Genomic DNA, 22,343 nt, shown 5'->3' on the forward strand with positions numbered 1-22,343 from the left:
GCGCGCCGTCAGTGGCGCAGCCGGCGGGCGGGGCCCGTGTCGTGCCGGGCCCACAGCAGCTTCTGGGCGAGGAGGGTCAGGGTGCCGGCCACGATGATGCCCGCCAGGTTCAGCAGCAGCTGCTCCATGGAGTGCCAGGCCTGGCCGTACGCCCCGTAGGCGAGCGCGACCGCGGCGTTGGCGGCGGCCGGGACGGTCGTCACGGAGATCGCCACTCCTACGAGGGCGCCCGATTTCGCGGACGTCAGGGAGAGCACCCCGGCGATCCCGGCCAGCACGGCGACGACGAACGAGAACCAGTCCGGCCGGTAGATGAAGTTCGTGTTGGGCCGCTCCGCCGCCAGCGCCCCGGCGTGGAACAGGCCCATCGCGTCCATGAAGAGGCTGAAGCCCACCGTCAGCACCATGGCCGCGGCGAAGCCCACGACCAGCGCCGTCACCGAGCGCCAGGCCAGCCGCGGCGCCCGCTGCACCAGCGCGGTGCAGATACCGGCCAGCGGGCCGAACTCCGGGCCCACCGCCATCGCGCCGACGATCAGGATCGCGTTGTCGAGGACCACACCGCAGGCCGCGATCATCGTGGCGACCGTCAGGAACGCCAGGTAGGTGGCGGAGAGCGTGGACTCCTCGTGGGTGGCGTCGGTCAGCGACTCCCACAGCACCGCGTCGGCCCCCTCGCCGGGCGCCTCCTCCTCGGCCCGTTCGGCCCGTACGGACAGCGACAGGTCGATGTTCTCGATCGCGATCGAGCCGTCCTTGTGCAGGCCCAGCGCCCGCAGCCCGGCCAGCAGCCCGTCGGCGGCCTCCCGGGCGACGTCGCACAGCACCACGTCGCCCCGCGGGTCCCGGGCGGCCCCGGCCAGCACCGCCACATGGGCCGTACCGACCGTCGTCTCCAGCAGCTCCAGGGCCGCGTCGGTACGGTCCGCCGGCACGATCAGTCGCAGATGCAGCACGGTCCGCGCACCCCTCCTAGAGCTTGCGCAGCGACAGCCGCTGCACCTTGTGGTCCGGACCCTTGCGCAGCACCAGGCTGGCGCGGCCGCGAGTGGGGGCCACGTTCTGCTGCAGGTTGGGCTTGTTGATGGTGCGCCACATCATGCGGGCGTAGTCGAGGGCCTCCTCCTCGGAGACCTGGGTGTACTTGCGGAAGTACGAGAACGGGTTCTGGAAGGCGGTCTCGCGCAGTTTGCGGAACCGGCCGAGGTACCACTGCTCGATGTCCTCGGTGCGGGCATCGACGTAGACGGAGAAGTCGAAGAAGTCGGCCAGACCGAGACGGGTGCGTCCGTCCTTGCCGGGCAGCGCCGGCTGCAGGACGTTGAGTCCCTCGACGATGAGGATGTCGGGGCGGTGCACGGTGAGCCGCTCGCCGGGCACGATGTCGTAGATCAGGTGCGAGTAGACCGGCGCGGAGACCTCCGCCTTGCCGGACTTCACGTCCGCGACGAAACGGGTCAGTGCGCGGCGGTCGTAGGACTCCGGGAAGCCCTTGCGGGACATCAGGCCGCGCCGGTGCAGCTCGGCGTTGGGGAACAGGAACCCGTCGGTGGTGACCAGCTCGACGCGCGGGTGCTCCGGCCAGCGGGCGAGCAGCGCCTGCAGCAGCCGGGCGGTGGTCGACTTGCCGACCGCGACGCTGCCGGCGACCCCTATGACGAACGGGGTGCCGGGCTGCGAGCCGTGGCCGTCGCCGGCGTCGCCCAGGAATGTGTTCAGCGCGCCGCGCAGATTGCTGGTCGCGCCGACGTAGAGGTTCAGCAGCCGGGACAGCGGGAGGTAGACGTCGCGGACCTCGTCCAGGTCGATGACGTCGCCCAGGCCGCGCAGCCGCTCCACCTCTTCGGCGGTCAGCGGCAGCGGAGTCTTCTCCCTGAGGGCGCTCCACTGGGCGCGCGTCAGATCGACGTAGGGGGAGCTGTCGGCGCGGCGGCGCGCGGGCGGATCGGTCGTCAGGGGCACGCGCCCATTGTGCGCAGCCGTCACACGCCGTTCATGCCGGGGTGTCATACGCCACCCCGGCCCGGCGTGTGGCCTTCGCCACCTGCACCTCTGTACCGGACGGATGCGGCCCGGTACGGTCGGCGCGGGGGCGGCCCGCAATCCGGGCCGCGAAGAAGACACAGGGGGTGGCTGTGCGCACGCGCAAGCCAGCACTGCCGGGACTGCGGTACCGGCGCAGGAAGAACGGACCGGACGGCACGGCGACGGACCTCTTCGTCGCCCGGGTGCACGCCGAACTCGCCGAGGAACTCCCCGACGAGGACCTGGGCGAGGACCTCGCCGACTTCCTGGAACGGTACGAGCCGGCCGGCGGACCCGGAGCCGACACGGAGGCCGACGAGGAGTTCCTGGAGACGGTGCGGGAGGCGCACCACCGGATAGCGCGCGGGTATTGAGGGGCCGCGTCGTAGGCTGCCCCCATGTGCGGAATCGTGGGTTATGTGGGCGGGCAGAGCGCCCTGGACGTCGTCCTGGCCGGGCTGAAGCGGCTGGAGTACCGCGGCTACGACTCGGCGGGCGTCGCCGTGCTGGCCGACGGCGGGCTGGCCGCGGCGAAGAAGGCCGGCAAACTCGCCAACCTGGACAAGGAGCTGGCGGACCGTCCGCTGCCGGCCGGCTCCACCGCCATCGGGCACACCCGGTGGGCCACCCACGGCGGGCCCACCGACGAGAACGCCCACCCGCACCTGGACAACGCCGGTCGGGTCTCGGTGGTGCACAACGGCATCATCGAGAACTTCGCCGCGCTGCGCACCGAACTCGCCGAGCGGGGCCACACCTTGACGTCCGAGACGGACACCGAGGTCGTGGCGCATCTGCTCGCCGAGTGCTACTCCTCCTGCGGTGAGCTGGCCGAGGCGATGCGGCAGGTGTGCCGGCGGCTGGAGGGCGCGTTCACGCTGGTCGCGGTGCACGCCGACGAGCCCGACGTGGTCGTCGGCGCGCGCCGCAACTCCCCGCTGGTGGTGGGCGTCGGCGATGGCGAGGCCTTCCTGGCCTCGGACGTCGCGGCGTTCATCGCGCACACCCGCGAGGCGATCGAGCTGGGCCAGGACCAGGTCGTCGAGGCCCGCCGGGACGGGGTGACGGTCACCGACTTCGACGGTGCGCCCGCGGACGTCCGCGAGTACCACGTCGACTGGGACGCCTCGGCCGCCGAGAAGGGCGGCTACGACTACTTCATGCTCAAGGAGATCGCCGAGCAGCCCAAGGCCGTCGCGGACACCCTGCTGGGCCGGATCGACGGTTCGGGGGTGCTGTCCCTGGACGAGGTGCGGATCCCGCCGGAGGTGCTGCGCGAGGTCGACAAGGTCGTCATCGTGGCGTGCGGGACGGCGTACCACGCCGGCATGATCGCCAAGTACGCGATCGAGCACTGGACCCGCATCCCCTGCGAGACCGAGCTGGCCAGCGAGTTCCGCTACCGCGACCCGATCCTGGACCGGCGCACGCTGGTGATCGCGATCAGTCAGTCCGGCGAGACCATGGACACCCTGATGGCCCTCCGGCACGCCCGCGAACAGGGCGCGAAGGTGCTCGCCATCTGCAACACCAACGGCTCGACGATCCCCCGCGAGTCGGACGCGGTGCTCTACACGCACGCCGGCCCCGAGGTCGCGGTGGCGTCCACGAAGGCGTTCCTGACCCAGCTGGTCGCCTGCTACCTGGTCGCGCTGTACGTCGCGCAGGTACGGGGCACGAAATGGGGCGACGAGATCCGGGCGGTGGTGCGCGAACTGGCCGCCATCGGCACCCAGGTCGATCAGGTGCTCGGCACGATGGAGCCGGTGCGGGAGCTGGCCCGCAGCCTCGCCGACAAGAACACCGTGCTGTTCCTCGGCCGGCATGTCGGCTACCCGGTGGCGCTGGAGGGCGCGCTCAAGCTCAAGGAGCTGGCGTACATGCACGCCGAGGGGTTCGCAGCCGGTGAGCTCAAGCACGGCCCGATCGCGCTGATCGAGGACGATCTGCCGGTCGTCGTCGTGGTCCCGTCGCCGCGCGGCCGGTCCGTGCTGCACGACAAGATCGTCTCCAACATCCAGGAGATCCGGGCCCGCGGCGCCCGCACGATCGTGATCGCCGAGGAGGGCGACGAGGCCGTGGTGCCCTACGCCGACCACCTCGTGCGCATCCCGCACACACCGGTGCTGCTGCAGCCGCTGGTCTCCACCGTCCCGCTGCAGGTCTTCGCCTGCGAGCTCGCCACCGCCCGCGGCAACGAGGTCGACCAGCCGCGCAACCTCGCCAAGTCGGTGACGGTGGAGTGATCATCGGGGTGGGCATCGACGTCGCCGAGATCGACCGGTTCGCCGCGGCGCTGGACCGCACGCCCGAGCTGGCCGACCGGCTGTTCGTCGCGTCGGAACTGCTGCTGCCGAGCGGGGAGCGGCGCGGCACGGCGTCGCTCGCGGCCCGGTTCGCCGCCAAGGAGGCGGTGGCCAAGGCGCTGGGCGCGCCGGCCGGGCTGCACTGGACCGACGCCGAGGTGTACGTCGAGGACAGCGGGCGGCCCCGGCTGCGGGTGCGCGGCACGGTCGAGGCGTGCGCGGCCCGGCTCGGCGTGCGGTCGTGGCACCTCTCGCTGAGCCATGACGCGGGGGTCGCTTCGGCCGTGGTGATCGCCGAGGGGTGACACTGGGGCCATGAGGACTGCCTACAGCGTATCGACCGTGCGGGCCGCCGAGCGGGACCTGATGGCCCGTCTGCCGGAAGGGGCCCTGATGCAGCGGGCGGCGGCCGGACTGGCCGCCGCCTGCCGGGAGTTGCTGGGCCGGGTCTACGGCAGCCGGGTCGTGCTGCTGGTGGGCAGCGGGGACAACGGCGGGGACGCGCTCTACGCCGGGGCCCGGCTGGCCCGGCGCGGGGCCGGCGTGGTGGCCGTCCTGCTCTCGCCGGAACGGGCCCACCCAGGCGGCCTTGGCGCGCTGCGGGCGGCCGGCGGCCGGGTGTCGGACGACGCGCGGCGGGACCTCGCCCGGTGCGATCTGGTCGTGGACGGGATCGTGGGCATCGGCGGTCGCGGCGGACTGCGGCCGGACGCCGCCGAACTCGCCCGCGCGGCATGGGAGTCGGCGCCCGTCGTGGCGGTCGACCTGCCCAGCGGGGTGGACGCGGACAGCGGCGAGGTGCGCGGCGAGGCGGTACGGGCCGATGCGACGGTGACGTTCGGGGCGTACAAGCCGGGCCTGCTGATCGATCCGGCCCGGGAGCGGGCGGGGGCGCTGCGGTTGGTGGACATCGGCCTGACGCTGCCCGGGGAGGCCGAGTTCGAGGCGCTGCAGCACGCGGACGTGGCGGAACTGCTGCCGCGCCCGGCGGCGGAGAGCGACAAGTACCGGCGGGGCGTGGTCGGTGTGGTCGCCGGGTCGGCGCGCTATCCGGGGGCGGCGGTGCTGGCGGTGGCCGGTGCGCTGCGCGGCGGCGCGGGGGCGGTCCGGTACGTCGGGCCGGCCGCGGACGCGGTGCTGGCCCACTTCCCCGAGACGTTGGTGCACGCCGGGCCGCCGCACAAGGCCGGCCGGGTGCAGTCCTGGGTGATCGGCCCCGGCATCGGCGACGAATCGGACGCCCTGGAGGACGTGCTGGCCTCCGACGTACCGGTCCTGGTGGACGCCGACGGGCTGCGCTTCCTGACGCCGGAACGGGTTCGGGCGCGCACCGCCGAGACGCTGCTGACGCCGCACGCCGGCGAGGCGGCGGCGCTGCTGGGCCGCGGCCGCGACGAGGTCGAGGCGGAACGGCTCGCGTCCGTACGGGAACTGGCGGCGCGCTATGCCGCGACGGTCCTGCTGAAGGGCTCGACGACGCTGGTCGCGCGGGAGAGCGGCCCGGTGCGGGTGAACCCCACGGGCACCGGCTGGCTGGCCACGGCCGGCAGCGGTGACGTCCTGTCGGGCGTCACCGGCTCGCTCCTCGCCGCCGGCCTGCCCGCCCGCGACGCGGCATCCGTCGGCGCGTACCTCCACGGCCTGGCGGCCCGCCGGGCAGCCGGCCCCGAGGGCGCCCCCATCCTCGCCACGGAGGTGGCGGACCATCTGGGGGCGGCTTGGCGCGATGTGACGGGGTGAAAGGTTTGGGGGGGTCGGGGCCCAAGCCGCCCATCCCCGCCCCGCGTTACCCCGTCAACGCCACCCGCCACCCACCAACCGTCACCTGCGCCCCGCGCCCCCGTGCCCCGCTCCGGCGGCCCCCGCGCCTGACGCCTCCCGCCGCCCACCTCCCCGCCCGTTACACCGTTACGCCGTTACGCCCCGCGGGGGAATGCCGCGGGCAGCAGGGCGAACCTCGTGGCCGGGCGGGCGGGACGGGGGTTCGGTCACGGCATGCGTGAGGGCATGAAACGCACGCTTGTGGCGCTGCTGGCCGGCGCCTCGCTGTTCCCGCTCGCCGGGCCGTCCGCGGTGGCCGTCGCCCCGTCAGCCGCCCGGCCCGCGGCCCCCGCCCGGTACGCGCCCTCCGCCGGATACGCACCCGGGTACGTGGCCCGAACCCGGTCCGCGGCCGCCGAACTCGTCCCCGGGATCCCGCGCGGTCCCCGGCGCCCGGCGCCCGGGGGGCGGCTGCACATCGAGTACGTCCCCCGGTCCGAGGCGGGGCACGCCGCCCGGAGGGCGCGCTGCACCCGGTCCACCGGGCCGTTCCAGCGGCAGGCCGAGCGCTATCTGCGGCGGAAGCCGGACGGGCGGCAGAGCGCGGGGGACTGCCGGGCGATCCGGCGGTTCCAGCAGGCGCACCGGATCGCCCCGGCGACCGGTTACGCGGGGCCGGTCACCGGAGCCGTGGTGCGGCTGCTGCGGGCCAGGAAGGACCCCAACCGGGCCGGCCATTGCCCGGTCCGTGCGGAGCGGACCGCGTGCGTCGACCTGGACCGGCAGCTGATGTGGGTGCAGCAGGCCGGACGGGTGATCTTCGATCCGGTGCCGATCCGTTCCGGGCAGCCGACGATGGAGACCCGTACCGGGACGTACCGGATCTATCTGCGGCGCAAGTACCACATTTCGAACCTGTACCACACGCCAATGCCGTTCGCGCAGTTCTTCGACCGCGGGGAGGCGTTCCACGGCGTCGACGACGACATCTACGAGGGGGCCGGTTCGCACGGGTGCATCAACCTGACCTGGTCGGACGCCCGCAACCTGTGGTACGTGCTCAAGAAGCACGACCTCGTGTACGTCTGGGGGCGGAAACCCAGCGGGTGAGCACGGTTTTCGTGCCGGTCCCCCGGGGCGCCGCGCGATCGCCTGCGACACTGAGGGGGATGAACGAGACAGCGAACCGTGCCCGTGCCGTCGTCGACCTCGCCGCCGTGCGGGCGAACGTGCGTGCCCTGCGGGACCGTGCCCCCGGGGCAGAGCTGATGGCCGTGGTCAAGTCCGACGGCTACGGACACGGCGCGGTGCCGTGTGCCCGAGCGGCCCGGGAGGCCGGCGCGAGCTGGCTGGGCACCGCGCTCCCCGAGGAGGCGCTCGCGCTGCGCGCGGCCGGTGACACCGGGCGGCTGATGTGCTGGCTGTGGACGCCGGGCGGGCCCTGGCAGCGAGTGGTGGAGCAGGACATCGATGTCTCGGTGAGCGGCCTGTGGGCGCTGCGCGAGGTGACCGCCGCGGCGCGGGCGGCCGGCCGTACCGCCCGCGTCCAGCTCAAGATCGACACCGGGCTCGGCCGCAACGGCTGCCCGCCCGCCGACTGGCCGGAGCTGACCGCCGCGGCCCGCGCCGCCGAGGCCGCGGGCGCCCTGCGGGTCACCGGCGTCTGGTCGCACTTCGCCTGCGCCGACGAGCCCGGCCACCCCTCCATCACCGCCCAGCTCGACGTCTTCCGCCAGGCACTGCGGACGGCGGAGTCGGCCGGGCTGCGCCCCGAGGTGCGGCACATCGCCAACACCCCGGCGACGCTCACCCTCCCCGAAGCCCACTTCGACCTGGTCCGTACGGGTATCGGTATCTACGGCATCTCGCCGAGCCCGGAAGTCGGCACGTCCGGGGACTTCGGGCTGCGGCCCGCGATGACCCTGGAGGCCGCGCTCGCGTCGGTCAAGCGGGTCCCGGGCGGCCACGGCGTGTCGTACGGGCACCGGTACCTCACCCCCGGGGAGACCACGCTCGCGCTGGTCCCGCTCGGCTACGCCGACGGCATCCCGCGGCACGCCTCGGGCACCGGCCCGGTGCTGGTCGCCGGGAAGTGGCGGACGGTCGCCGGGCGGATCGCGATGGACCAGTTCGTCGTCGACCTGGGCGGCGACAGCGCCGAGGTGGGCGATCTCGCGGTGCTCTTCGGCCCCGGCGACCGCGGCGAGCCGACCGCGGAGGACTGGGGCCGGGCGGCCGGAACCATCGGGTACGAAATCGTCACCCGGATCGGAACCCGCGTCCCGCGCGTCTATGTGGACAGCGAGAGGGACGGCGGGGTGTTCGGGGTACACGGGGCAGAAGAGGCACACGAGACACACGCAGCACACGCGGCACACGAAGAGAACGGAACGGCGGCCGGAACGGCAGCCGAAACGGAGAGCGCAGCGAACAGCACGACGGACCTCGCAGTGAACAGCGCAACCAGCACCGCAATCAGCACCGCACCGACCAACGCACCGACCACCGCACCGACCAACGCATCCGACACCGCGACGGCCGGAACGGCCGATGGAGACACCGCGCTCACGGGGGGTACGGCATGACCGACGGCACTGAAGCCGCCGTGCAGGCGGTCGAGACGGCCGCCGAGGTGGCGGCCGAGGCCGCGACCAACTGGGCCAAGGCGGGCCGCCACGCCGGCATCGCCGGAGCCGCGATCGGCGTGGTCGCGGCCGGGGCGGCGGCCGGTGTGGCCATAGAGCGGCTGACGGTCGGCCGCGGGATGCGCCGCCGGGCCCGGCTCGCCCTGGACGCGGCCGGCCCGTACGGCACACTGCGCGGCACCCCCGGCGCGGCGATCTCCGAGGACGGCACGGAGCTGTACTTCGAGATCGACGAGGTGGGCGCGGAGCCCGCCCGCCCGGAGAAGGGCGACCGCCGGGGCGGCAAACACGCTCGCAACGACCCGTCGGCCAGGCCGGTCCGCGGCAAGCAGGCCCGTGCCGCCCAAGAGGCCCAGGGCGGGCTGCGCAAGCGGCTGACGGCGGCGCTGGGCCGGCGCCCGTCGGCCGCCCCGACGGTCGTCTTCAGCCACGGTTACTGCCTGAACCAGGACTCCTGGCACTTCCAGCGGGCCGCGCTGCGCGGCACGGTGCGCACCGTCCACTGGGACCAGCGCAGCCACGGCCGCTCGGCCCGCGGCCACGGCCAGATCGACGGCACCGAGAACGTCACCATCGAGCTGCTCGGCCGGGACCTGAAGGCGGTGCTGGACGCCGCGGTGCCCGAGGGGCCGATCGTGCTGGTCGGACACTCGATGGGCGGGATGACGGTGATGGCGCTGGCCGACCAGTTCCCCGAGTACGTCGCGGAGCGGGTGATCGGCGTGGCCCTGATCGGCACGTCCGCGGGCCGGCTCAGCGAGGTCACCTACGGGCTGCCGTCGATGGGCATGAAGGCCTTCCACGCGCTCGCGCCGGGCGTGCTCAAGGCGCTGGGCTGGCAGCCCGATCTGGTCGAACGCGGCCGGCGGGCCACCGCCGATCTGTTCGCCGGACTGGTCAAGCGGTATTCCTTCGGCACGCCGGAGGACGTCGACCCGGGCATCGCACGGTTCGGCGAGCGGCTGATCGAGGGCACCCCGATCGATGTGGTCGCCGAGTTCTTCCCGGCGTTCGCGGTGCACGACAAGACCGAGGCGCTGGTGGCGTACGACGCGGTGCCCGCGCTGGTGCTCGCCGGTGAGAGCGATCTGATCACCCCCGCCGACCACAGCCGGACGATCGCGGAGGTGCTGCCGGACGCGGAGCTGGTGTGCGTGCCCGGCGCTGGCCACCTGGTGATGCTGGAGCGGCCCGAGCTGGTCAACGAGCATCTGGTGGCCCTCGTGGAACGCGCGGCAGCGGCGGCCCGCAGTTCGGGCCACGCACGGGCGTGAGGCGAGGCCCTGCCACGGCGTAGCGGTGCCGGCCGGGGGCGGCGGGAGGCTTCCGCCACGGCGTGGCGGTGCCGGTCAGGGGTGTGGTCGGGCGACGGGTGGGCCGTACCATTTGCGGCATGAGCACCACCGCCCCCGTTGCGCATGTCACTGTCAAGTCCCCCGATCAGATGCAGGAGTTGGGCCGCAGACTGGCTCCGCTGCTGCGCCCCGGCGACCTGGTGCTGCTCACCGGTGAGCTGGGCGCCGGCAAGACCACACTGACCCGCGGGCTGGGCGAGGGCCTGGGCGTGCGCGGCGCCGTGACCTCGCCCACGTTCGTCATCGCCCGGGTGCACCCCTCCCTGACCGGCGGCCCCGCGCTGGTGCACGTCGATGCCTACCGGCTCGGCGGCGGGCTGGACGAGATGGAGGACCTGGACCTCGACGTCTCGCTGCCGGAGTCGGTGGTGGTCGTCGAGTGGGGCGAGGGCAAGGTCGAGGAGCTCTCCGAGGACCGGCTGCACGTCGTCATCGGGCGGGCCGTGGGTGCCGACGCCCCGGGTGGCGCCCACGGGCACCCGGAGGACGACGTGGACGACGTCCGTGAGGTGACGGTCAGCGGTTTCGGCGCGCGCTGGGCGGACGCCGGTCTGGCCGATCTGGGGATCTGACCCGGCTGAGGAGACGGCCGACCCGATCGGGCCGGTGGGCCCCTTGGGCGGGCGGATATCCGGCCGTGGGTCCCGTAGTTTCCGACAAGCCGTCGGCAAGATGTTGCGTACCCGGTACCGGGCGTGGTCACATGGGATGTGACCCCAGTTAGGTCAGCCTAAGTAACGAGCTCGCCGAGCTCGGAGGCGCCTAGCTTCTGTCGCTTGCCCCAGGAGCCCCGGGAGGCGTCCATGCCGGCCCACCAGCACGATGCGCGCGAGACGCCGACGATGAACGAACTGCTGGCGGCGTGCGCCGCGGCCAACGCCGTTTCCACGCCCCCCGACGCCCCCGAGGAGTCCCGGAAGGACCGCCCGGAATCCCGCAAGGACCGGCCCGCCGCCGCGGAGGAGTCACCGGCGGACGGCGAGGACACCCCGGCGTCCACTCCGGGCCGCACCGCGGCGTAGCCCGTACGGGCTAAGAAACCGCTGGGGCCCACCCAGGGGACGCCCCTAGGCCACCACCACGACCTTGGTGCCCTGGAGTGCGAAATCCCACATCGCCTTGCCGTCGGCCCGGGACTCCCGGATGCCGCCGGTCTTCTTCTTGGCGGCGGGGTCGGGCCGGGAGCCGTCGACGGCCGCGCTGAAGCCGACCGGGACGCCGCCGACGCCGCCGAACAGCACCACGTGCTCGATCGCGACCCCGTCCGAGCCGGTGATGCTCACCGACCGCGAGGTCACCGCGTACGCGCCGGGCGGCGGGCTCACCGTGCTGGGCGCGACCTGGTACGTCCGCAGTGCCTTGCCGTTCGCGCCGACCAGCCAGACCCGCTTCGCGGCGAGCGAGTACACCACCCGCTTGCCGGTGCCGGACGCCGCCGGGACCGGAGCCGGAGCGGGCGCGCGGTGCTTCTTCTCGCCGGAGCCGTCCTCATGGCCCTTGGCGGTGTCGTGGTGACCCTTACGGGCCGGGGCGAGGGAGTCCGGGGCGGAGGCCGCGGCCTGGTAGCCGAGCACCCCGACCACGACCACGGCGGCCGTGGTCAGCGCGGTGACGATCGTGCTGCTCTTAGCGGGCACCGCTGTGCCACCTTTCCGTACGGGCCTGGACCACGGGCCGACGGTAGCACCGCGACGGGCACCACCCGCCGCGCCGTAGTCTTAAAGACGTGCTGCTGCTAGCTCTTGACACCGCCACCCCCGCCGTCACCGTCGCGCTCCACGACGGCGAGCGGGTCCTCGCCGAGTCCCGCCAGGTGGACGCGCGCCGGCACGGCGAACTGCTGCTGCCCGCCGTCGACCGGGTGCTGGCCGAGGCCGGCCGCAAACTCGACGAGGTCAGCGCCATCGTCGCCGGGGTGGGCCCGGGGCCGTACACCGGACTGCGGGTCGGTCTGGTGACCGCCGCCACGTTCGGCGCGGCGCTCGACGTCCCCGTCCACGGCCTGTGCTCGCTCGACGGCCTGGCCCACGCCTCCGGCCTGACCGAGCCGTTCGTGGTCGCCACCGACGCCCGCCGCAAAGAGGTCTACTGGGCCCGCTACCAGCCCCGCCCGTCGCCCGACCACCACCCCTCGGCGAGCGGCTCCGCCGCGCCCCGCCTGATCACGCGGATCACCGAGCCCGCCGTGGACCGCCCCGCCGACATCGCCGAGCAGGTGGCCGGCGTCCCGGCCGTCGGCGCGGGCGCGCTGCTCTACGACTCCGTCTTCACCGGCGTACGGCGCGACGCCCCCGAGCACCAGTCCGCCGGCGCGCTCGCCGAACTGGCCGCCGCCAAGCTGGCCGCGGGCGAGGAGCTGCTGCCGCCGCAGCCGCTGTACCTGCGCCGCCCGGACGCCCAGGTGCCCGCCAACTACAAGGTGGTCACCCCCAAGTGAGCTCCCGCCCGTCGCCCGACCACCGCCCCTTGAGGGCACCGCTGCGCGGCGGCACCCCCCAACCCGCCGAGCTGCGCGAGATGCGCTGGTGGGACATAGCCCCGGTGCTGGAGCTGGAGCACCGGCTGTTCCCCGAGGACGCCTGGTCGCGCGGCATGTTCTGGTCCGAGCTGGCACACGCCCGTGGCCCGCGGGCCACCCGCCGCTACCTGGTCGCCGAACTCGCGGGCCGGCTGGTCGGCTACGCCGGGCTCGCCGCCGTCGACGGCACCGGCGACGTCCAGACCATCGCCGCCGCCCGCGACCAGTGGGGCACCGGCCTCGGCGCCCGGCTGCTGACCGAACTCCTCGGCGCCGCAACGGACTTCGAATGCCACGAGGTGCTGCTGGAGGTGCGGGTCGACAACCTCCGCGCCCAGCGCCTCTACGAACGCTTCGGCTTCGAGCCGATCGGCTTCCGGCGCGGCTACTACCAGCCCGGCAACGTCGACGCCCTGGTGATGCGCCGCACCACCCAGACCTCCTCTGAAGCACCCTCCGTACAAGGAACCTGACAACCATGGCTGACTCACGCGGCGGACCGCTCGTCCTCGGCATCGAGACCTCCTGCGACGAGACCGGTGTCGGTATCGTCCGCGGCCACACCCTCCTCGCCGACGCGGTCGCCTCCAGCGTCGACGAACACGCCCGTTACGGCGGCGTGGTGCCGGAGGTGGCCTCCCGCGCCCATCTGGAGGCGATGGTCCCCACCATCCAGCGTGCCCTGAAGGACGCCGGCGTCGCGGCGAGCGACCTGGACGGCATCGCGGTCACCGCGGGCCCGGGCCTGGCCGGCGCCCTGCTGGTCGGCGTCTCGGCCGCCAAGGCGTACGCCTACGCGCTCGGTAAGCCGCTCTACGGCGTCAACCACCTCGCCTCACACATCTGCGTCGACCAGCTCGAACACGGCCCGCTGCCCGAGCCGACGATGGCCCTGCTGGTCTCCGGCGGCCACTCCTCCCTCCTGCTGGCCCCCGACATCACCTCCGACGTGCGCCCGCTCGGCTCGACCATCGACGACGCGGCCGGCGAGGCGTTCGACAAGATCGCCCGGGTGCTGAACCTCGGCTTCCCGGGCGGCCCGGTCATCGACCGCTACGCCCGCGAGGGCGACCCGGACGCGATCCGCTTCCCGCGCGGGCTGACCGGCCCCCGCGACCCCGCCTACGACTTCTCCTTCTCCGGTCTGAAGACGGCGGTGGCCCGCTGGATCGAGGCCAAGCGGGCAGCCGGCGAGGAGGTGCCGGTGGCGGACGTCTCGGCGTCCTTCCAGGAGGCCGTGGTGGACGTGCTGACGCGTAAGGCGGTACGCGCCTGCAAGGACAACGGCGTCGAGCACCTGATGATCGGCGGCGGGGTCGCGGCGAACTCCCGGCTGCGGGCGATGGCCCAGCGCCGCTGCGAGGACGCCGGGATCACACTGCGGGTGCCGCGGCCCAAGCTGTGCACGGACAACGGCGCGATGGTCGCGGCCCTCGGCGCCGAGATGGTGGCGCGCGGCCGCGCGGCCTCCGCCTGGGACCTGTCCGCGGACTCCTCACTCCCGGTCACCGAACCGCACGTCCCGGCGGAGACAACCGAGGACGACGGCCACCACGGTGACGGCCACGGCCATGGTCACAGCCACGGTGACGGCCACAGCCACGACCACGTCCACGAGCTGAGCAAGCAGAACCTCTACTCGTGACCTCTACTCGTGAGCCTGCTCGTCATCGCGTGAACCCCTGCTCATCACCTGGTGAGGCCTGCTCGTCATCCTCCTTGTAACGGGGTGCCGGATCCTCCTCGTAACGGGGTGCCGGTCCGGAATGTCAGCCTCCGGACCGGCGACATCTGAGGATCCGTGACAACCGCCGCCTCCCCGGACTCCGCGGCCGCCGCGAGGTCTTACCCTGGTGCAGCACCGGGCGCGTGGGGAGGCGGCAGGCTGTGGACTGGTTCTGGTGGGTGTTCATCTTCTTCATGGCGGGCGGCTTCGCGAAGGTCGCGGACATCGCCCGTACGGCGCTGCGCACCCGCCACGAGCGCAAGATGGAGCGGCTGGCGTCCGCCCGTCAGGCACGGCAGGCGCTGGAGGCCTCCCAGAAGCCGCCGGAGCCGGTGTGCGGTTGCACCCACCACCTCGCGAAGCATGACAAAAAGGGCAAGTGTCATGAGCGGGTGGAGATCCCGGTCGCCTGGGACGCCGACCACAAACCGGTCCAGTACGAGGCCGGCCAGTGCACCTGCCAGCAGTACGTCGGCCCGCAGCCGCTCTCCCAGATCTACGCCGAGGACCTCACCGACCTGGCCTGACCACCCGTCAGACCGCGTCCGCCGGCTGCCCCAGCAGCATCGTCGGCGCCCCTGCCACCCGGGTGAGGAAGATCGTGCAGGAAGTGCCGCCGCCGCCCAGCTTCAGCTTCTTGCGCAGTTCCTCCGGCTCCACCGCGGAACCCCGCTTCTTGATCACCGCGACGCCGACCCCGCGCTCCCGCAGCAGCGCCTTGAGCCGTTTGACGTTGAACGGCAGCACATCGGTGATCGCGTAGGCGGTGGCGAAGGGGGTCGGGCGCAGCGTGTCGGCGGTGACGTACGCGATCGTCGGGTCGATCAGCCGCCCGCCGAGACCGGCGGCGACCTCCGCGACGAGGTGGGCGCGGATGACGGCACCGTCCGGCTCGTACAGATAGCGGCCCACCGGACCGGGCTCCGGATCCGGCAGACCGGCCCCGAGCAGTGAGTCCCCGCCGGGCAGCAGCGTGGCCCGACGCCCGCCGGCTACCGGCGCGCAATCCCTGCCGTGCACCGACTCTTCGTCCCCGCCGGGCACCGGCTCCTCGTCCCCGTCGGGCACCGGCTCCTGGCTCCCGCCGGGCCGGGCGAACCACACCACCGCCTCCTTCACCTCGCCCCCGTAGGAGATCCACTCCGTCTCGGCGTCCTCGGGCAGCGCCTCGTGCGGCACCCCCGGAGCGATCTTCAGGGCCGCGAACGGGGCGGTACGGGCGGCCTCGACGGCCCATGACAGCGGCGGCGAGTACGCCTCGGGATCGAAGACCCGGCCCCCGCGCGCCTTGGTGCGGCGCGCCGGGTCGACGAACACCGCGTCGTACCCGCTGGTGTCCACCTCCGTCACGTCCGCGCAGCGCACCTCGATCAGTTCCGCGAGCCCCAGTGCCTCGGCGTTCGCCCGTGCCGCCGCACAGGCCAGCGGGTCCCGGTCGACGGCCAGCACCCGGATCCCGGCCCGCGCCAGGGCCAGCGCGTCCCCGCCGATCCCGCAGCACAGATCGGCCAGCGTCCGCACGCCGAGCCCGGCCAGCCGTGCCGCGCGGTGCGCGGCGACCGAGGCGCGGGTGGACTGCTCGACCCCGTTCGGCGTGAAGTACATCCGCTGCGCGTCGGCCCCGAACTTCACGGCCGCCCGCTGCCGGAGCCGCGCTTGGGTGAGCGCGGCGGAAACGAGCGGTGCGGCGTGGTCCCGCCGCAGCCGGGTGGCTGCCGCCAGCTCGTCGGCGGGGTCGTGGTCCCGCAGCTCCCACAGCAGGGCCTGCCCCTCCGGGGCAAGGAGAGCAGAGAAGTCGTCGAGGGCCTGGTCGTCCGTCACGGAGCCATTGTCTCCCCCTGCGGACGCACTGCGTTTGCGGCGCCGCCCACGTACCCGTCTCTTCCGCCGCGGGTCGTCTCGCCGTTGCGCTTTGCGGCGCCGCGTACGTAGTTGTCTGTCCCGCCGCGGTGGTTTCTCGCCGTTGCGCCTGCGGCGGGCTGGGTTGTTGTGGGTGCGGTGACGGGCCTCCGGGGCCGGTGTTTGGGACTGCTGTCGCTTTACGTCCCAAACACCGGCCCCTCCGGCCCGTCCCCTCCCGTTGGGGGACACCCCACGACGCGACGTACAACCAGGACGACGACGCCCACCCCCACCGGCCTCCCACCTCCCACCAACGGGAGGGGACAGACCGGAGGACGAAGTCTGGAGGGCTGTCACCGCACCCGACACACAAACGCCCGCCGCCAGGCGCAACGGCGAGCAAGCCCCGCGGCGCAGCAGACGGGTACGTGCGCGGCGCCGCAAAGCGCGCAACGGCGAGCGAGCCCCGCGGCGGGAAAAGCCAGCTACGTACGCGGCGCCGCAAAGCGCAACGGCGAGCAACAACCGCGGCGGGAAAGCCAGGTACGTGGGGAAGAAAAGTCACCGCACCGGCTCGCGCCGTTTCTGGGCGTGGTCGCTGATGCGCAGCAGTACCGCCACCATCACCCAGTTCGCGACCAGCGACGAACCGCCCTTGGCGAGGAAGGGGAGGGCCTTGCCCGTGAGGGGGATGAGGCCGGTGACGCCGCCGGAGACGACGAAGACCTGGAGCAGCAGCGCGCCGGCGAGGCCGACCGCGAGGAGTTTGCTGAAGGGGTCGCGGGCGGTCAGCCCCACCCGCAGGCCGCGCTGGGCGAGCAGGACGTAGAGCATCAGGACGGCCATCACCCCGGCGAGGCCCAGTTCCTCGCCGACGGTGGTGAGGATGAAGTCGCTGTTGCCGGCGAAGCCGATCAGCTCGGGGTGGCCCTGGCCCAGCCCGGTGCCGCTGATGCCGCCGCTGCCGAAGCTGAACAGTGCTTGGGCCAGCTGGTTGGACATGCCCTCGGCGATGCCCTGTTTGGTGAAGGCGCGCATCGGGTCCAGCCAGGCGGTGACCCGGCCGTGGACGTGGGGTTCCAGGGAGCCGACCACCGCCGCGCCGGCGGTGGCCATCAGCAGACCGCACACCACCCAGCTGGTGCGGCCGGTGGCCATGTAGAGCATGATCACGAAGACGCCGAAGAAGATCAGCGAGGTGCCCAGGTCCCGTTCGAAGATCAGCACCAGCAGGCTGATCGCCCAGATCGTGAAGATCGGGCCGAGCTGCCGCCCCGGGGGCAGCTGGATGCCCATGACGCGGCGGCCGGCCAGCGCCAGGGCGTCGCGGTTGACGGTGAGGTAGCCGGCGAAGAACACCGAGATCATGATCTTCACGAATTCGCCGGGCTGGAGTGACAGCGGCCCGAGCAGGATCCACCGCTTCGCGCCGTACATGTCCGCGCCGAAGAAGGCCGGCGCCATCAGGAGCACCAGCGCCACCGCCATCGTCAGATAGATGTAGCGCTGCAGGATGCGGTGGTCGCGCAGCACCAGCAGGATGACGATGCAGACCGCCACCCCGATCACCGTCCACACCAGCTGCCCGCTGGCCGCCTCGGCGATCTTCGGGTGGCGGGTCTGGGCGTACGTGACGTCCAGGCGGTGCAGCAGGACCAGGCCGATCCCGGTCAGCAGCGTCGCCAGCGGCAGGATCAGCGGGTCGGCGCGCGGGGCGAAGCGGCGCAGGACCAGGTGCGGGACCAGCGCCACGAAGAGCATGCTGATCGCGAAGCCGGGCAGTCCGCCGGGCAGCCGGCCGGTCATCGACAGGCCGGTGTACGCGTAGCCGAAGACGGCGATCGCGACGACGAGGGCGAGCAGCCGGGCCTCGGTCCTCCGGCGGTTCGGTGCCTGGGCGAGCGCGGCGAACGTCATGGTGCGTTCGGCATCGCTCTCCGGCTCCCCGGCCGCCCGGGAAGCGCTGGTCAGTCCATGCACGGTTCCTCCGCCATCGATGGTCAGGGCCGCCGGCCCGGAACCGGTCGCACACGTCGTCGCGCACGCCGCGCACGTCGCGCACGCCTCACGTGTCGTATGCGTGGTGCGCATCGCACGTCGCAAGCGTGGAGACGTCGCACGCGTCGCGCGCACGGTTCACCGGCTCGGCAGTCGGGGAGGTAGACGAAGCAGCCGGTGGCGTGGTTGCGAGGGAAGGGGAAGGTGTGTCCGATTTGGCAGGGATCCCCGCCGCCCGTCCACCTGGTACGGACCGGCGGTCAACCCGCGTCACACGATGCACCCCCGCCGCGCTGGCACTCCGCTTGACCGAGTGCTAACCGCGTCATAGTCTCAGCGTTGGCACTCTCCAGTGGGGAGTGCCAGACACAGCGACGGGCAGGTCCGGCACCCGCGACGACGGATCCACCTGGTCGCCACCTCAGACAGTTAACCCCGTGAGATCTCCGAAGGGGGAGGTCGGATCGTGACGACCACCAGCTCCAAGGTTGCCATCAAGCCGCTCGAGGACCGCATTGTGGTCCAGCCGCTCGACGCCGAGCAGACCACGGCCTCGGGCCTGGTCATTCCGGACACCGCCAAGGAGAAGCCCCAGGAGGGCGTCGTCCTGGCCGTGGGCCCGGGCCGCTTCGAGGACGGCAAGCGCGTCGAGCTCGACGTCAAGGTCGGCGATGTCGTGCTCTACAGCAAGTACGGCGGCACCGAGGTGAAGTACAACAACGAGGAGTACCTCGTTCTGTCGGCGCGTGACGTGCTCGCGATCGTCGAGAAGTAAGTCACCCCGAATTGCCGTGATCTGCGCCCCTGGTTCCCGCGTCTAAACAACCCGGGGCAGGGGCGCAGTTCCGTTTGAGACAGCGGTCCCCACTGCGTGCCGAGGATCGCAATGAGAGGACTTGAAGCAACCCATGGCGAAGATCCTGAAGTTCGACGAGGACGCCCGTCGCGCCCTTGAGCGCGGCGTCAACAAGCTTGCCGACACGGTCAAGGTGACGATCGGCCCCAAGGGCCGCAACGTCGTCATCGACAAGAAGTTCGGTGCCCCGACCATCACCAACGACGGTGTCACCATCGCCCGTGAGGTCGAGGTCGACGACCCGTACGAGAACCTGGGCGCCCAGCTCGTCAAGGAGGTGGCGACCAAGACCAACGACATCGCGGGTGACGGCACCACCACCGCCACCGTGCTGGCCCAGGCGCTGGTCCGCGAGGGCCTCCGCAACGTCGCCGCGGGTGCTTCCCCGGCCGCCCTGAAGAAGGGCATCGACGCCGCCGTCAAGGCCGTGTCCGAGGAGCTCCTCGCGACCGCCCGGCCGATCGACGACAAGACCGACATCGCCGCCGTGGCCGGCCTGTCCGCGCAGGACAAGCAGGTCGGCGAGCTCATCGCCGAGGCGATGGACAAGGTCGGCAAGGACGGTGTGATCACCGTCGAGGAGTCCAACACCTTCGGCCTGGAGCTCGACTTCACCGAGGGCATGGCCTTCGACAAGGGCTACCTCTCGCCGTACATGGTCACCGACCAGGAGCGTATGGAGGCCGTCCTCGAGGACCCGTACATCCTGATCCACCAGGGCAAGATCGCCTCGATCCAGGACCTGCTGCCGCTGCTGGAGAAGGTCATCCAGGCGGGTGGCTCCAAGCCGCTGCTGATCATCGCCGAGGACGTCGAGGGCGAGGCCCTGTCGACCCTGGTCGTCAACAAGATCCGCGGCACCTTCAACGCGGTGGCCGTCAAGGCCCCCGGCTTCGGTGACCGCCGCAAGGCGATGCTCGGCGACATGGCCACCCTCACCGGTGCGACCGTCATCGCCGAGGAGGTCGGCCTCAAGCTCGACCAGGCCGGTCTGGACGTGCTGGGCTCCGCCCGCCGCGTGACCGTCACCAAGGACGACACCACCATCGTCGACGGCGGTGGCAAGGCCGAGGACGTCGCCGGCCGCGTCGCCCAGATCAAGGCCGAGATCGAGACCACCGACTCCGACTGGGACCGCGAGAAGCTCCAGGAGCGCCTCGCCAAGCTCGCCGGCGGCGTGTGCGTCATCCGTGTGGGCGCGGCCACCGAGGTCGAGCTCAAGGAGAAGAAGCACCGTCTGGAGGACGCCATCTCCGCGACCCGCGCCGCGGTCGAGGAGGGCATCGTCTCCGGTGGTGGCTCCGCGCTGGTCCACGCCGCCAAGGTGCTGGAGGGCTCCCTCGGCAAGGAGGGCGACGAGGCCACCGGTGTCGCCGTCGTCCGCCGCGCCGTCGTCGAGCCGCTGCGCTGGATCGCGGAGAACGCCGGCCTCGAGGGCTACGTCATCACCGCGAAGGTCGCCGAGCAGGACAAGGGCCAGGGCTTCAACGCCGCCACCGGCGAGTACGGCGACCTGGTCAAGGCCGGCGTCATCGACCCGGTGAAGGTCACCCGCTCCGCCCTGGAGAACGCCGCCTCCATCGCCTCGCTGCTCCTGACGACCGAGACCCTCGTCGTCGAGAAGCCCGCCGAGGACGAGGCCGCCGAGGCCGGCCACGGCCACGGCCACGCGCACTGACGCGCCGTACGGGCCGGGGGCGGCACCCCGCCGCCCCTCGCTGACCCACGGAACCCGGTCCCGCTTCGGCGGGGCCGGGTTTCGGCGTTTCGGGGCCTTGGTTTCGGGGGCTTCAGAGCTCGGGGGTGGGCGTTCAGGGCGGGCGGGTGAGGCGGGGCCCTGCGGGCGCGGGAGCGGGGTACCCGCCTGGGGAGAGCAGGGCCCAGGGGGCACCCGCCTGGGGAGCGCACAGGCACCCGCCCCGGGAGCGCACAGGCACCCGCCCCGGGAGGGCACGAGCGATCGCCCGGCGCGGGGGCGGTGGTCCGGCCGGGGCGGGCGGGTCAGGCCGAGTGGTGCAGGTGTTCCGGGTGGACCGGGTCGGTGAACGGGAGGCCGTGGGCGTAGCGTTCGAGGGCGTCCAGGGCGTGGTCGGCCAGGCGGTGGAGCTCGGTGCCGAGGGAGCCGGCGACGTGCGGGGTGAGCAGCACGTTCGGCAGGTCGTACAACGGCGAGTCAGCGGGCGGGAGTTCGGGCTCGGTGACGTCGAGGACCGCGTTGAGGCGGCCGGTGAGCAGCTCGGGCAGCAGGGCCGTCTCGTCGACGAGTGAGCCGCGGGCGGTGTTGATCAGGGTCGCCCCGTCGGGCATCAGGGCCAGTTCCCGTACGCCGAGCATATGGCGGGTCGCGGGCAGCTGAGGGGCGTGCACGGTGACCACGTCGCTGTCCGCGCACAGCGTGTCCAGCGGCACCGGCCGGGCGCCCAGACGGGCGGCCTCGGCGGCGTCGACGTACGGGTCGTGGAGCAGCACGCGCAGGTCGAAGGGGCGCAGCAGTTCGATGACGCGGCGTCCGATGCGGGAGGCGCCGATGACGCCGACGGTGCGGTGGTAGTTGCCGGCACCGGCGAGTTCCCGCTGCCAGTCGTGCGGGCCGCGCAGGGTGCGGTAACGGTGCGCGGAGTGCAGCACGCGCTTGTTGGCGAGCAGGATCGCGGCGAGCGTGTACTCGGCGACGGGCAGTGCGTTGGCGGCGGCGGCCGAGGTGACCGCGAGGCCGCGTTCCCAGCAGGCGTCGGTGATGTGGTGTTTGACCGAGCCGGCGGCGTGGATGACGGCGCGCAGGCGGGGCGCCGCGTCCAGCACCCGCGCGGTGAGCAGCGGCGCGCCCCAGCAGGTGAGCAGGACCTCGGCGTCGGCGAGAGCGGCGGCGACCGCGGGGGACGGGTCGGCCAGTTCGTGCGCGACGAGGCGGGGGTCGGTGCGGGCGAGCGCCGCGAGGCGGCTGCGGTGGCGGGCGTCGAGCAGCCGGTCGGCGATGCCGGGGCCCATCGACAGCAGCAACGCGGGCCGCACCGACGGTGTTTCCGCAGGTCCGGCGGGATTGTCAGTGGTGGGGTGCATAGTGATGAACGGTGCTCCTTCACGGTCGCCCGTCGTGGCCCGTCACTTGCCGCCGCCGGCGGCGAGCCACCTTCCAGTGTGGCCGGAGAGCATTGAAGGCGACTACAAAGCGCTCCTCAACAACGCGCGCCCCCACTCACCTTTCCCCTTTCCCCCCAACGGGAGGGGACGGGCCGGAGGGGCCGGTTGTGTGGGCTTCGCTTCCAAGGACTCAATAAGGAGCGAAGGCGGAGCGCAGCGGAGCGTAAAGC

Annotated in this window: 20 protein-coding genes and 1 pseudogene; 15 read left to right on the forward strand and 6 right to left on the reverse strand. The window is 72.8% G+C overall.

The features are described 5' to 3' along the window. Window positions 1-8: 8 nt before the first annotated feature. Together IG62_RS0117455 and coaA are read right to left on the reverse strand one after the other, a co-directional pair. On the reverse strand, window positions 9-956 hold the full coding sequence (locus IG62_RS0117455) for a DUF389 domain-containing protein (protein ID WP_030803177.1): 948 nt from the start codon (window positions 954-956) through the stop codon (window positions 9-11). A 16-nt stretch (window positions 957-972) separates the two neighbouring features. Beyond that, on the reverse strand, window positions 973-1,962 hold the full coding sequence (gene coaA, locus IG62_RS0117460; protein ID WP_030803180.1) for a type I pantothenate kinase: 990 nt from the start codon (window positions 1,960-1,962) through the stop codon (window positions 973-975). A 167-nt stretch (window positions 1,963-2,129) separates the two neighbouring features. On the opposite strand from coaA, the gene IG62_RS0117465 reads away from it, so the two are divergent. The 9 genes and pseudogenes from IG62_RS0117465 (at window position 2,130) to IG62_RS41980 (ending at window position 11,114) form a co-directional block, all read left to right on the forward strand. Further along, window positions 2,130-2,399, forward strand: a complete 270-nt coding sequence (locus IG62_RS0117465) for a hypothetical protein (protein WP_030803183.1) — start codon at window positions 2,130-2,132, stop codon at window positions 2,397-2,399. Window positions 2,400-2,423: 24 nt separating this feature from the next. Beyond that, the gene (gene glmS, locus IG62_RS0117470; RefSeq protein WP_030803186.1) at window positions 2,424-4,271 is read left to right on the forward strand and encodes a glutamine--fructose-6-phosphate transaminase (isomerizing); all 1,848 of its coding nucleotides are present in this window, start codon (window positions 2,424-2,426) and stop codon (window positions 4,269-4,271) included. Then, window positions 4,268-4,636 carry a holo-ACP synthase gene (locus tag IG62_RS0117475; RefSeq protein WP_030413039.1) on the forward strand — a complete coding sequence of 123 codons (369 nt, stop codon included), beginning with the start codon at window positions 4,268-4,270 and terminating at the stop codon, window positions 4,634-4,636. The genes glmS and IG62_RS0117475 overlap by 4 nt, the downstream gene beginning before the upstream one ends. Window positions 4,637-4,646: 10 nt before the next feature. Next, complete coding sequence (locus tag IG62_RS0117480; protein ID WP_030803189.1) at window positions 4,647-6,071, forward strand: bifunctional ADP-dependent NAD(P)H-hydrate dehydratase/NAD(P)H-hydrate epimerase; 1,425 nt, start codon at window positions 4,647-4,649, stop codon at window positions 6,069-6,071. Window positions 6,072-6,338: 267 nt separating this feature from the next. Next, on the forward strand, window positions 6,339-7,202 hold the full coding sequence (locus IG62_RS0117485; protein WP_199812488.1) for a L,D-transpeptidase family protein: 864 nt from the start codon (window positions 6,339-6,341) through the stop codon (window positions 7,200-7,202). A gap of 59 nt (window positions 7,203-7,261) precedes the next feature. Continuing rightward, window positions 7,262-8,398 (forward strand): annotated as a pseudogene (gene alr, locus IG62_RS0117490) (alanine racemase); the annotation flags it as partial. Window positions 8,399-8,673: 275 nt separating this feature from the next. Further along, on the forward strand, window positions 8,674-10,011 hold the full coding sequence (locus IG62_RS0117495; RefSeq protein ID WP_030803201.1) for an alpha/beta fold hydrolase: 1,338 nt from the start codon (window positions 8,674-8,676) through the stop codon (window positions 10,009-10,011). Between the two features lie 119 nt (window positions 10,012-10,130). Next, entirely contained in the window at window positions 10,131-10,664 is a 534-nt protein-coding gene (gene tsaE / locus IG62_RS0117500; RefSeq protein WP_030417072.1) for a tRNA (adenosine(37)-N6)-threonylcarbamoyltransferase complex ATPase subunit type 1 TsaE, read from the forward strand. 204 nt (window positions 10,665-10,868) lie between these two features. Further along, on the forward strand, window positions 10,869-11,114 hold the full coding sequence (locus tag IG62_RS41980; protein ID WP_420711070.1) for a hypothetical protein: 246 nt from the start codon (window positions 10,869-10,871) through the stop codon (window positions 11,112-11,114). Window positions 11,115-11,159: 45 nt separating this feature from the next. On the opposite strand, the gene IG62_RS0117510 is transcribed toward IG62_RS41980, so the two are convergent. Continuing rightward, the gene (locus tag IG62_RS0117510; protein ID WP_030803204.1) at window positions 11,160-11,729 is read right to left on the reverse strand and encodes a L,D-transpeptidase; all 570 of its coding nucleotides are present in this window, start codon (window positions 11,727-11,729) and stop codon (window positions 11,160-11,162) included. Window positions 11,730-11,818: 89 nt separating this feature from the next. On the opposite strand from IG62_RS0117510, the gene tsaB reads away from it, so the two are divergent. From tsaB to IG62_RS0117530, 4 genes are all read left to right on the forward strand, one after another. Continuing rightward, window positions 11,819-12,529: a tRNA (adenosine(37)-N6)-threonylcarbamoyltransferase complex dimerization subunit type 1 TsaB gene (gene tsaB, locus IG62_RS0117515; RefSeq protein ID WP_030803207.1), complete on the forward strand. Its 711-nt coding sequence runs from the start codon at window positions 11,819-11,821 to the stop codon at window positions 12,527-12,529. 80 nt (window positions 12,530-12,609) lie between these two features. Beyond that, a complete protein-coding gene (gene rimI / locus IG62_RS0117520; RefSeq protein WP_051798184.1) occupies window positions 12,610-13,083 on the forward strand; it encodes a ribosomal protein S18-alanine N-acetyltransferase in 474 nt (157 codons plus the stop codon). A 5-nt stretch (window positions 13,084-13,088) separates the two neighbouring features. Then, entirely contained in the window at window positions 13,089-14,255 is a 1,167-nt protein-coding gene (gene tsaD / locus IG62_RS0117525) for a tRNA (adenosine(37)-N6)-threonylcarbamoyltransferase complex transferase subunit TsaD (protein ID WP_030803214.1), read from the forward strand. A 242-nt stretch (window positions 14,256-14,497) separates the two neighbouring features. Beyond that, window positions 14,498-14,863 carry a hypothetical protein gene (locus tag IG62_RS0117530; protein ID WP_030803217.1) on the forward strand — a complete coding sequence of 122 codons (366 nt, stop codon included), beginning with the start codon at window positions 14,498-14,500 and terminating at the stop codon, window positions 14,861-14,863. Between the two features lie 7 nt (window positions 14,864-14,870). Here the strand turns inward: IG62_RS0117530 and IG62_RS0117535 are convergent, their stop codons facing one another. Next, window positions 14,871-16,157, reverse strand: coding sequence for a class I SAM-dependent methyltransferase (locus tag IG62_RS0117535; protein WP_030803220.1), 1,287 nt, complete (start codon window positions 16,155-16,157; stop codon window positions 14,871-14,873). Window positions 16,158-16,739: 582 nt separating this feature from the next. After that, entirely contained in the window at window positions 16,740-18,095 is a 1,356-nt protein-coding gene (locus IG62_RS0117540; RefSeq protein WP_030803222.1) for an FtsW/RodA/SpoVE family cell cycle protein, read from the reverse strand. A 547-nt stretch (window positions 18,096-18,642) separates the two neighbouring features. Between IG62_RS0117540 and groES the strand changes: the two genes are divergently transcribed. Continuing rightward, a complete protein-coding gene (groES, locus tag IG62_RS0117545; protein WP_030803229.1) occupies window positions 18,643-18,951 on the forward strand; it encodes a co-chaperone GroES in 309 nt (102 codons plus the stop codon). 133 nt (window positions 18,952-19,084) lie between these two features. After that, on the forward strand, window positions 19,085-20,710 hold the full coding sequence (groL, locus tag IG62_RS0117550; protein ID WP_030803232.1) for a chaperonin GroEL: 1,626 nt from the start codon (window positions 19,085-19,087) through the stop codon (window positions 20,708-20,710). A 323-nt stretch (window positions 20,711-21,033) separates the two neighbouring features. On the opposite strand, the gene IG62_RS0117555 is transcribed toward groL, so the two are convergent. Further along, window positions 21,034-22,092 carry a hydroxyacid dehydrogenase gene (locus IG62_RS0117555; RefSeq protein ID WP_078872054.1) on the reverse strand — a complete coding sequence of 353 codons (1,059 nt, stop codon included), beginning with the start codon at window positions 22,090-22,092 and terminating at the stop codon, window positions 21,034-21,036. Window positions 22,093-22,343 lie beyond the last annotated feature (251 nt).

Origin of the sequence: Streptomyces sp. NRRL S-337 (assembly GCF_000720175.1) — a bacterium.
GTDB classification, from domain to species: Bacteria; Actinomycetota; Actinomycetes; order Streptomycetales; family Streptomycetaceae; genus Streptomyces; species Streptomyces siderophoricus.

What these genes read in the sequence shown, in the direction of transcription:
- groL (WP_030803232.1), top strand. Translation starts at nt 19,085, where the DNA reads ATGGCGAAGATCCTGAAGTTCGACGAGGACGCCCGTCGCGCCCTTGAG.
- glmS (WP_030803186.1), top strand. Translation starts at nt 2,424, where the DNA reads ATGTGCGGAATCGTGGGTTATGTGGGCGGGCAGAGCGCCCTGGACGTC.
- IG62_RS0117495 (WP_030803201.1), top strand. Translation starts at nt 8,674, where the DNA reads ATGACCGACGGCACTGAAGCCGCCGTGCAGGCGGTCGAGACGGCCGCC.
- IG62_RS0117555 (WP_078872054.1), bottom strand. Translation starts at nt 22,092, where the DNA reads ATGCACCCCACCACTGACAATCCCGCCGGACCTGCGGAAACACCGTCG.
- rimI (WP_051798184.1), top strand. Translation starts at nt 12,610, where the DNA reads ATGCGCTGGTGGGACATAGCCCCGGTGCTGGAGCTGGAGCACCGGCTG.
- tsaE (WP_030417072.1), top strand. Translation starts at nt 10,131, where the DNA reads ATGAGCACCACCGCCCCCGTTGCGCATGTCACTGTCAAGTCCCCCGAT.
- IG62_RS0117480 (WP_030803189.1), top strand. Translation starts at nt 4,647, where the DNA reads ATGAGGACTGCCTACAGCGTATCGACCGTGCGGGCCGCCGAGCGGGAC.
- tsaD (WP_030803214.1), top strand. Translation starts at nt 13,089, where the DNA reads ATGGCTGACTCACGCGGCGGACCGCTCGTCCTCGGCATCGAGACCTCC.
- IG62_RS0117485 (WP_199812488.1), top strand. Translation starts at nt 6,339, where the DNA reads ATGAAACGCACGCTTGTGGCGCTGCTGGCCGGCGCCTCGCTGTTCCCG.
- IG62_RS0117540 (WP_030803222.1), bottom strand. Translation starts at nt 18,095, where the DNA reads ATGACGTTCGCCGCGCTCGCCCAGGCACCGAACCGCCGGAGGACCGAG.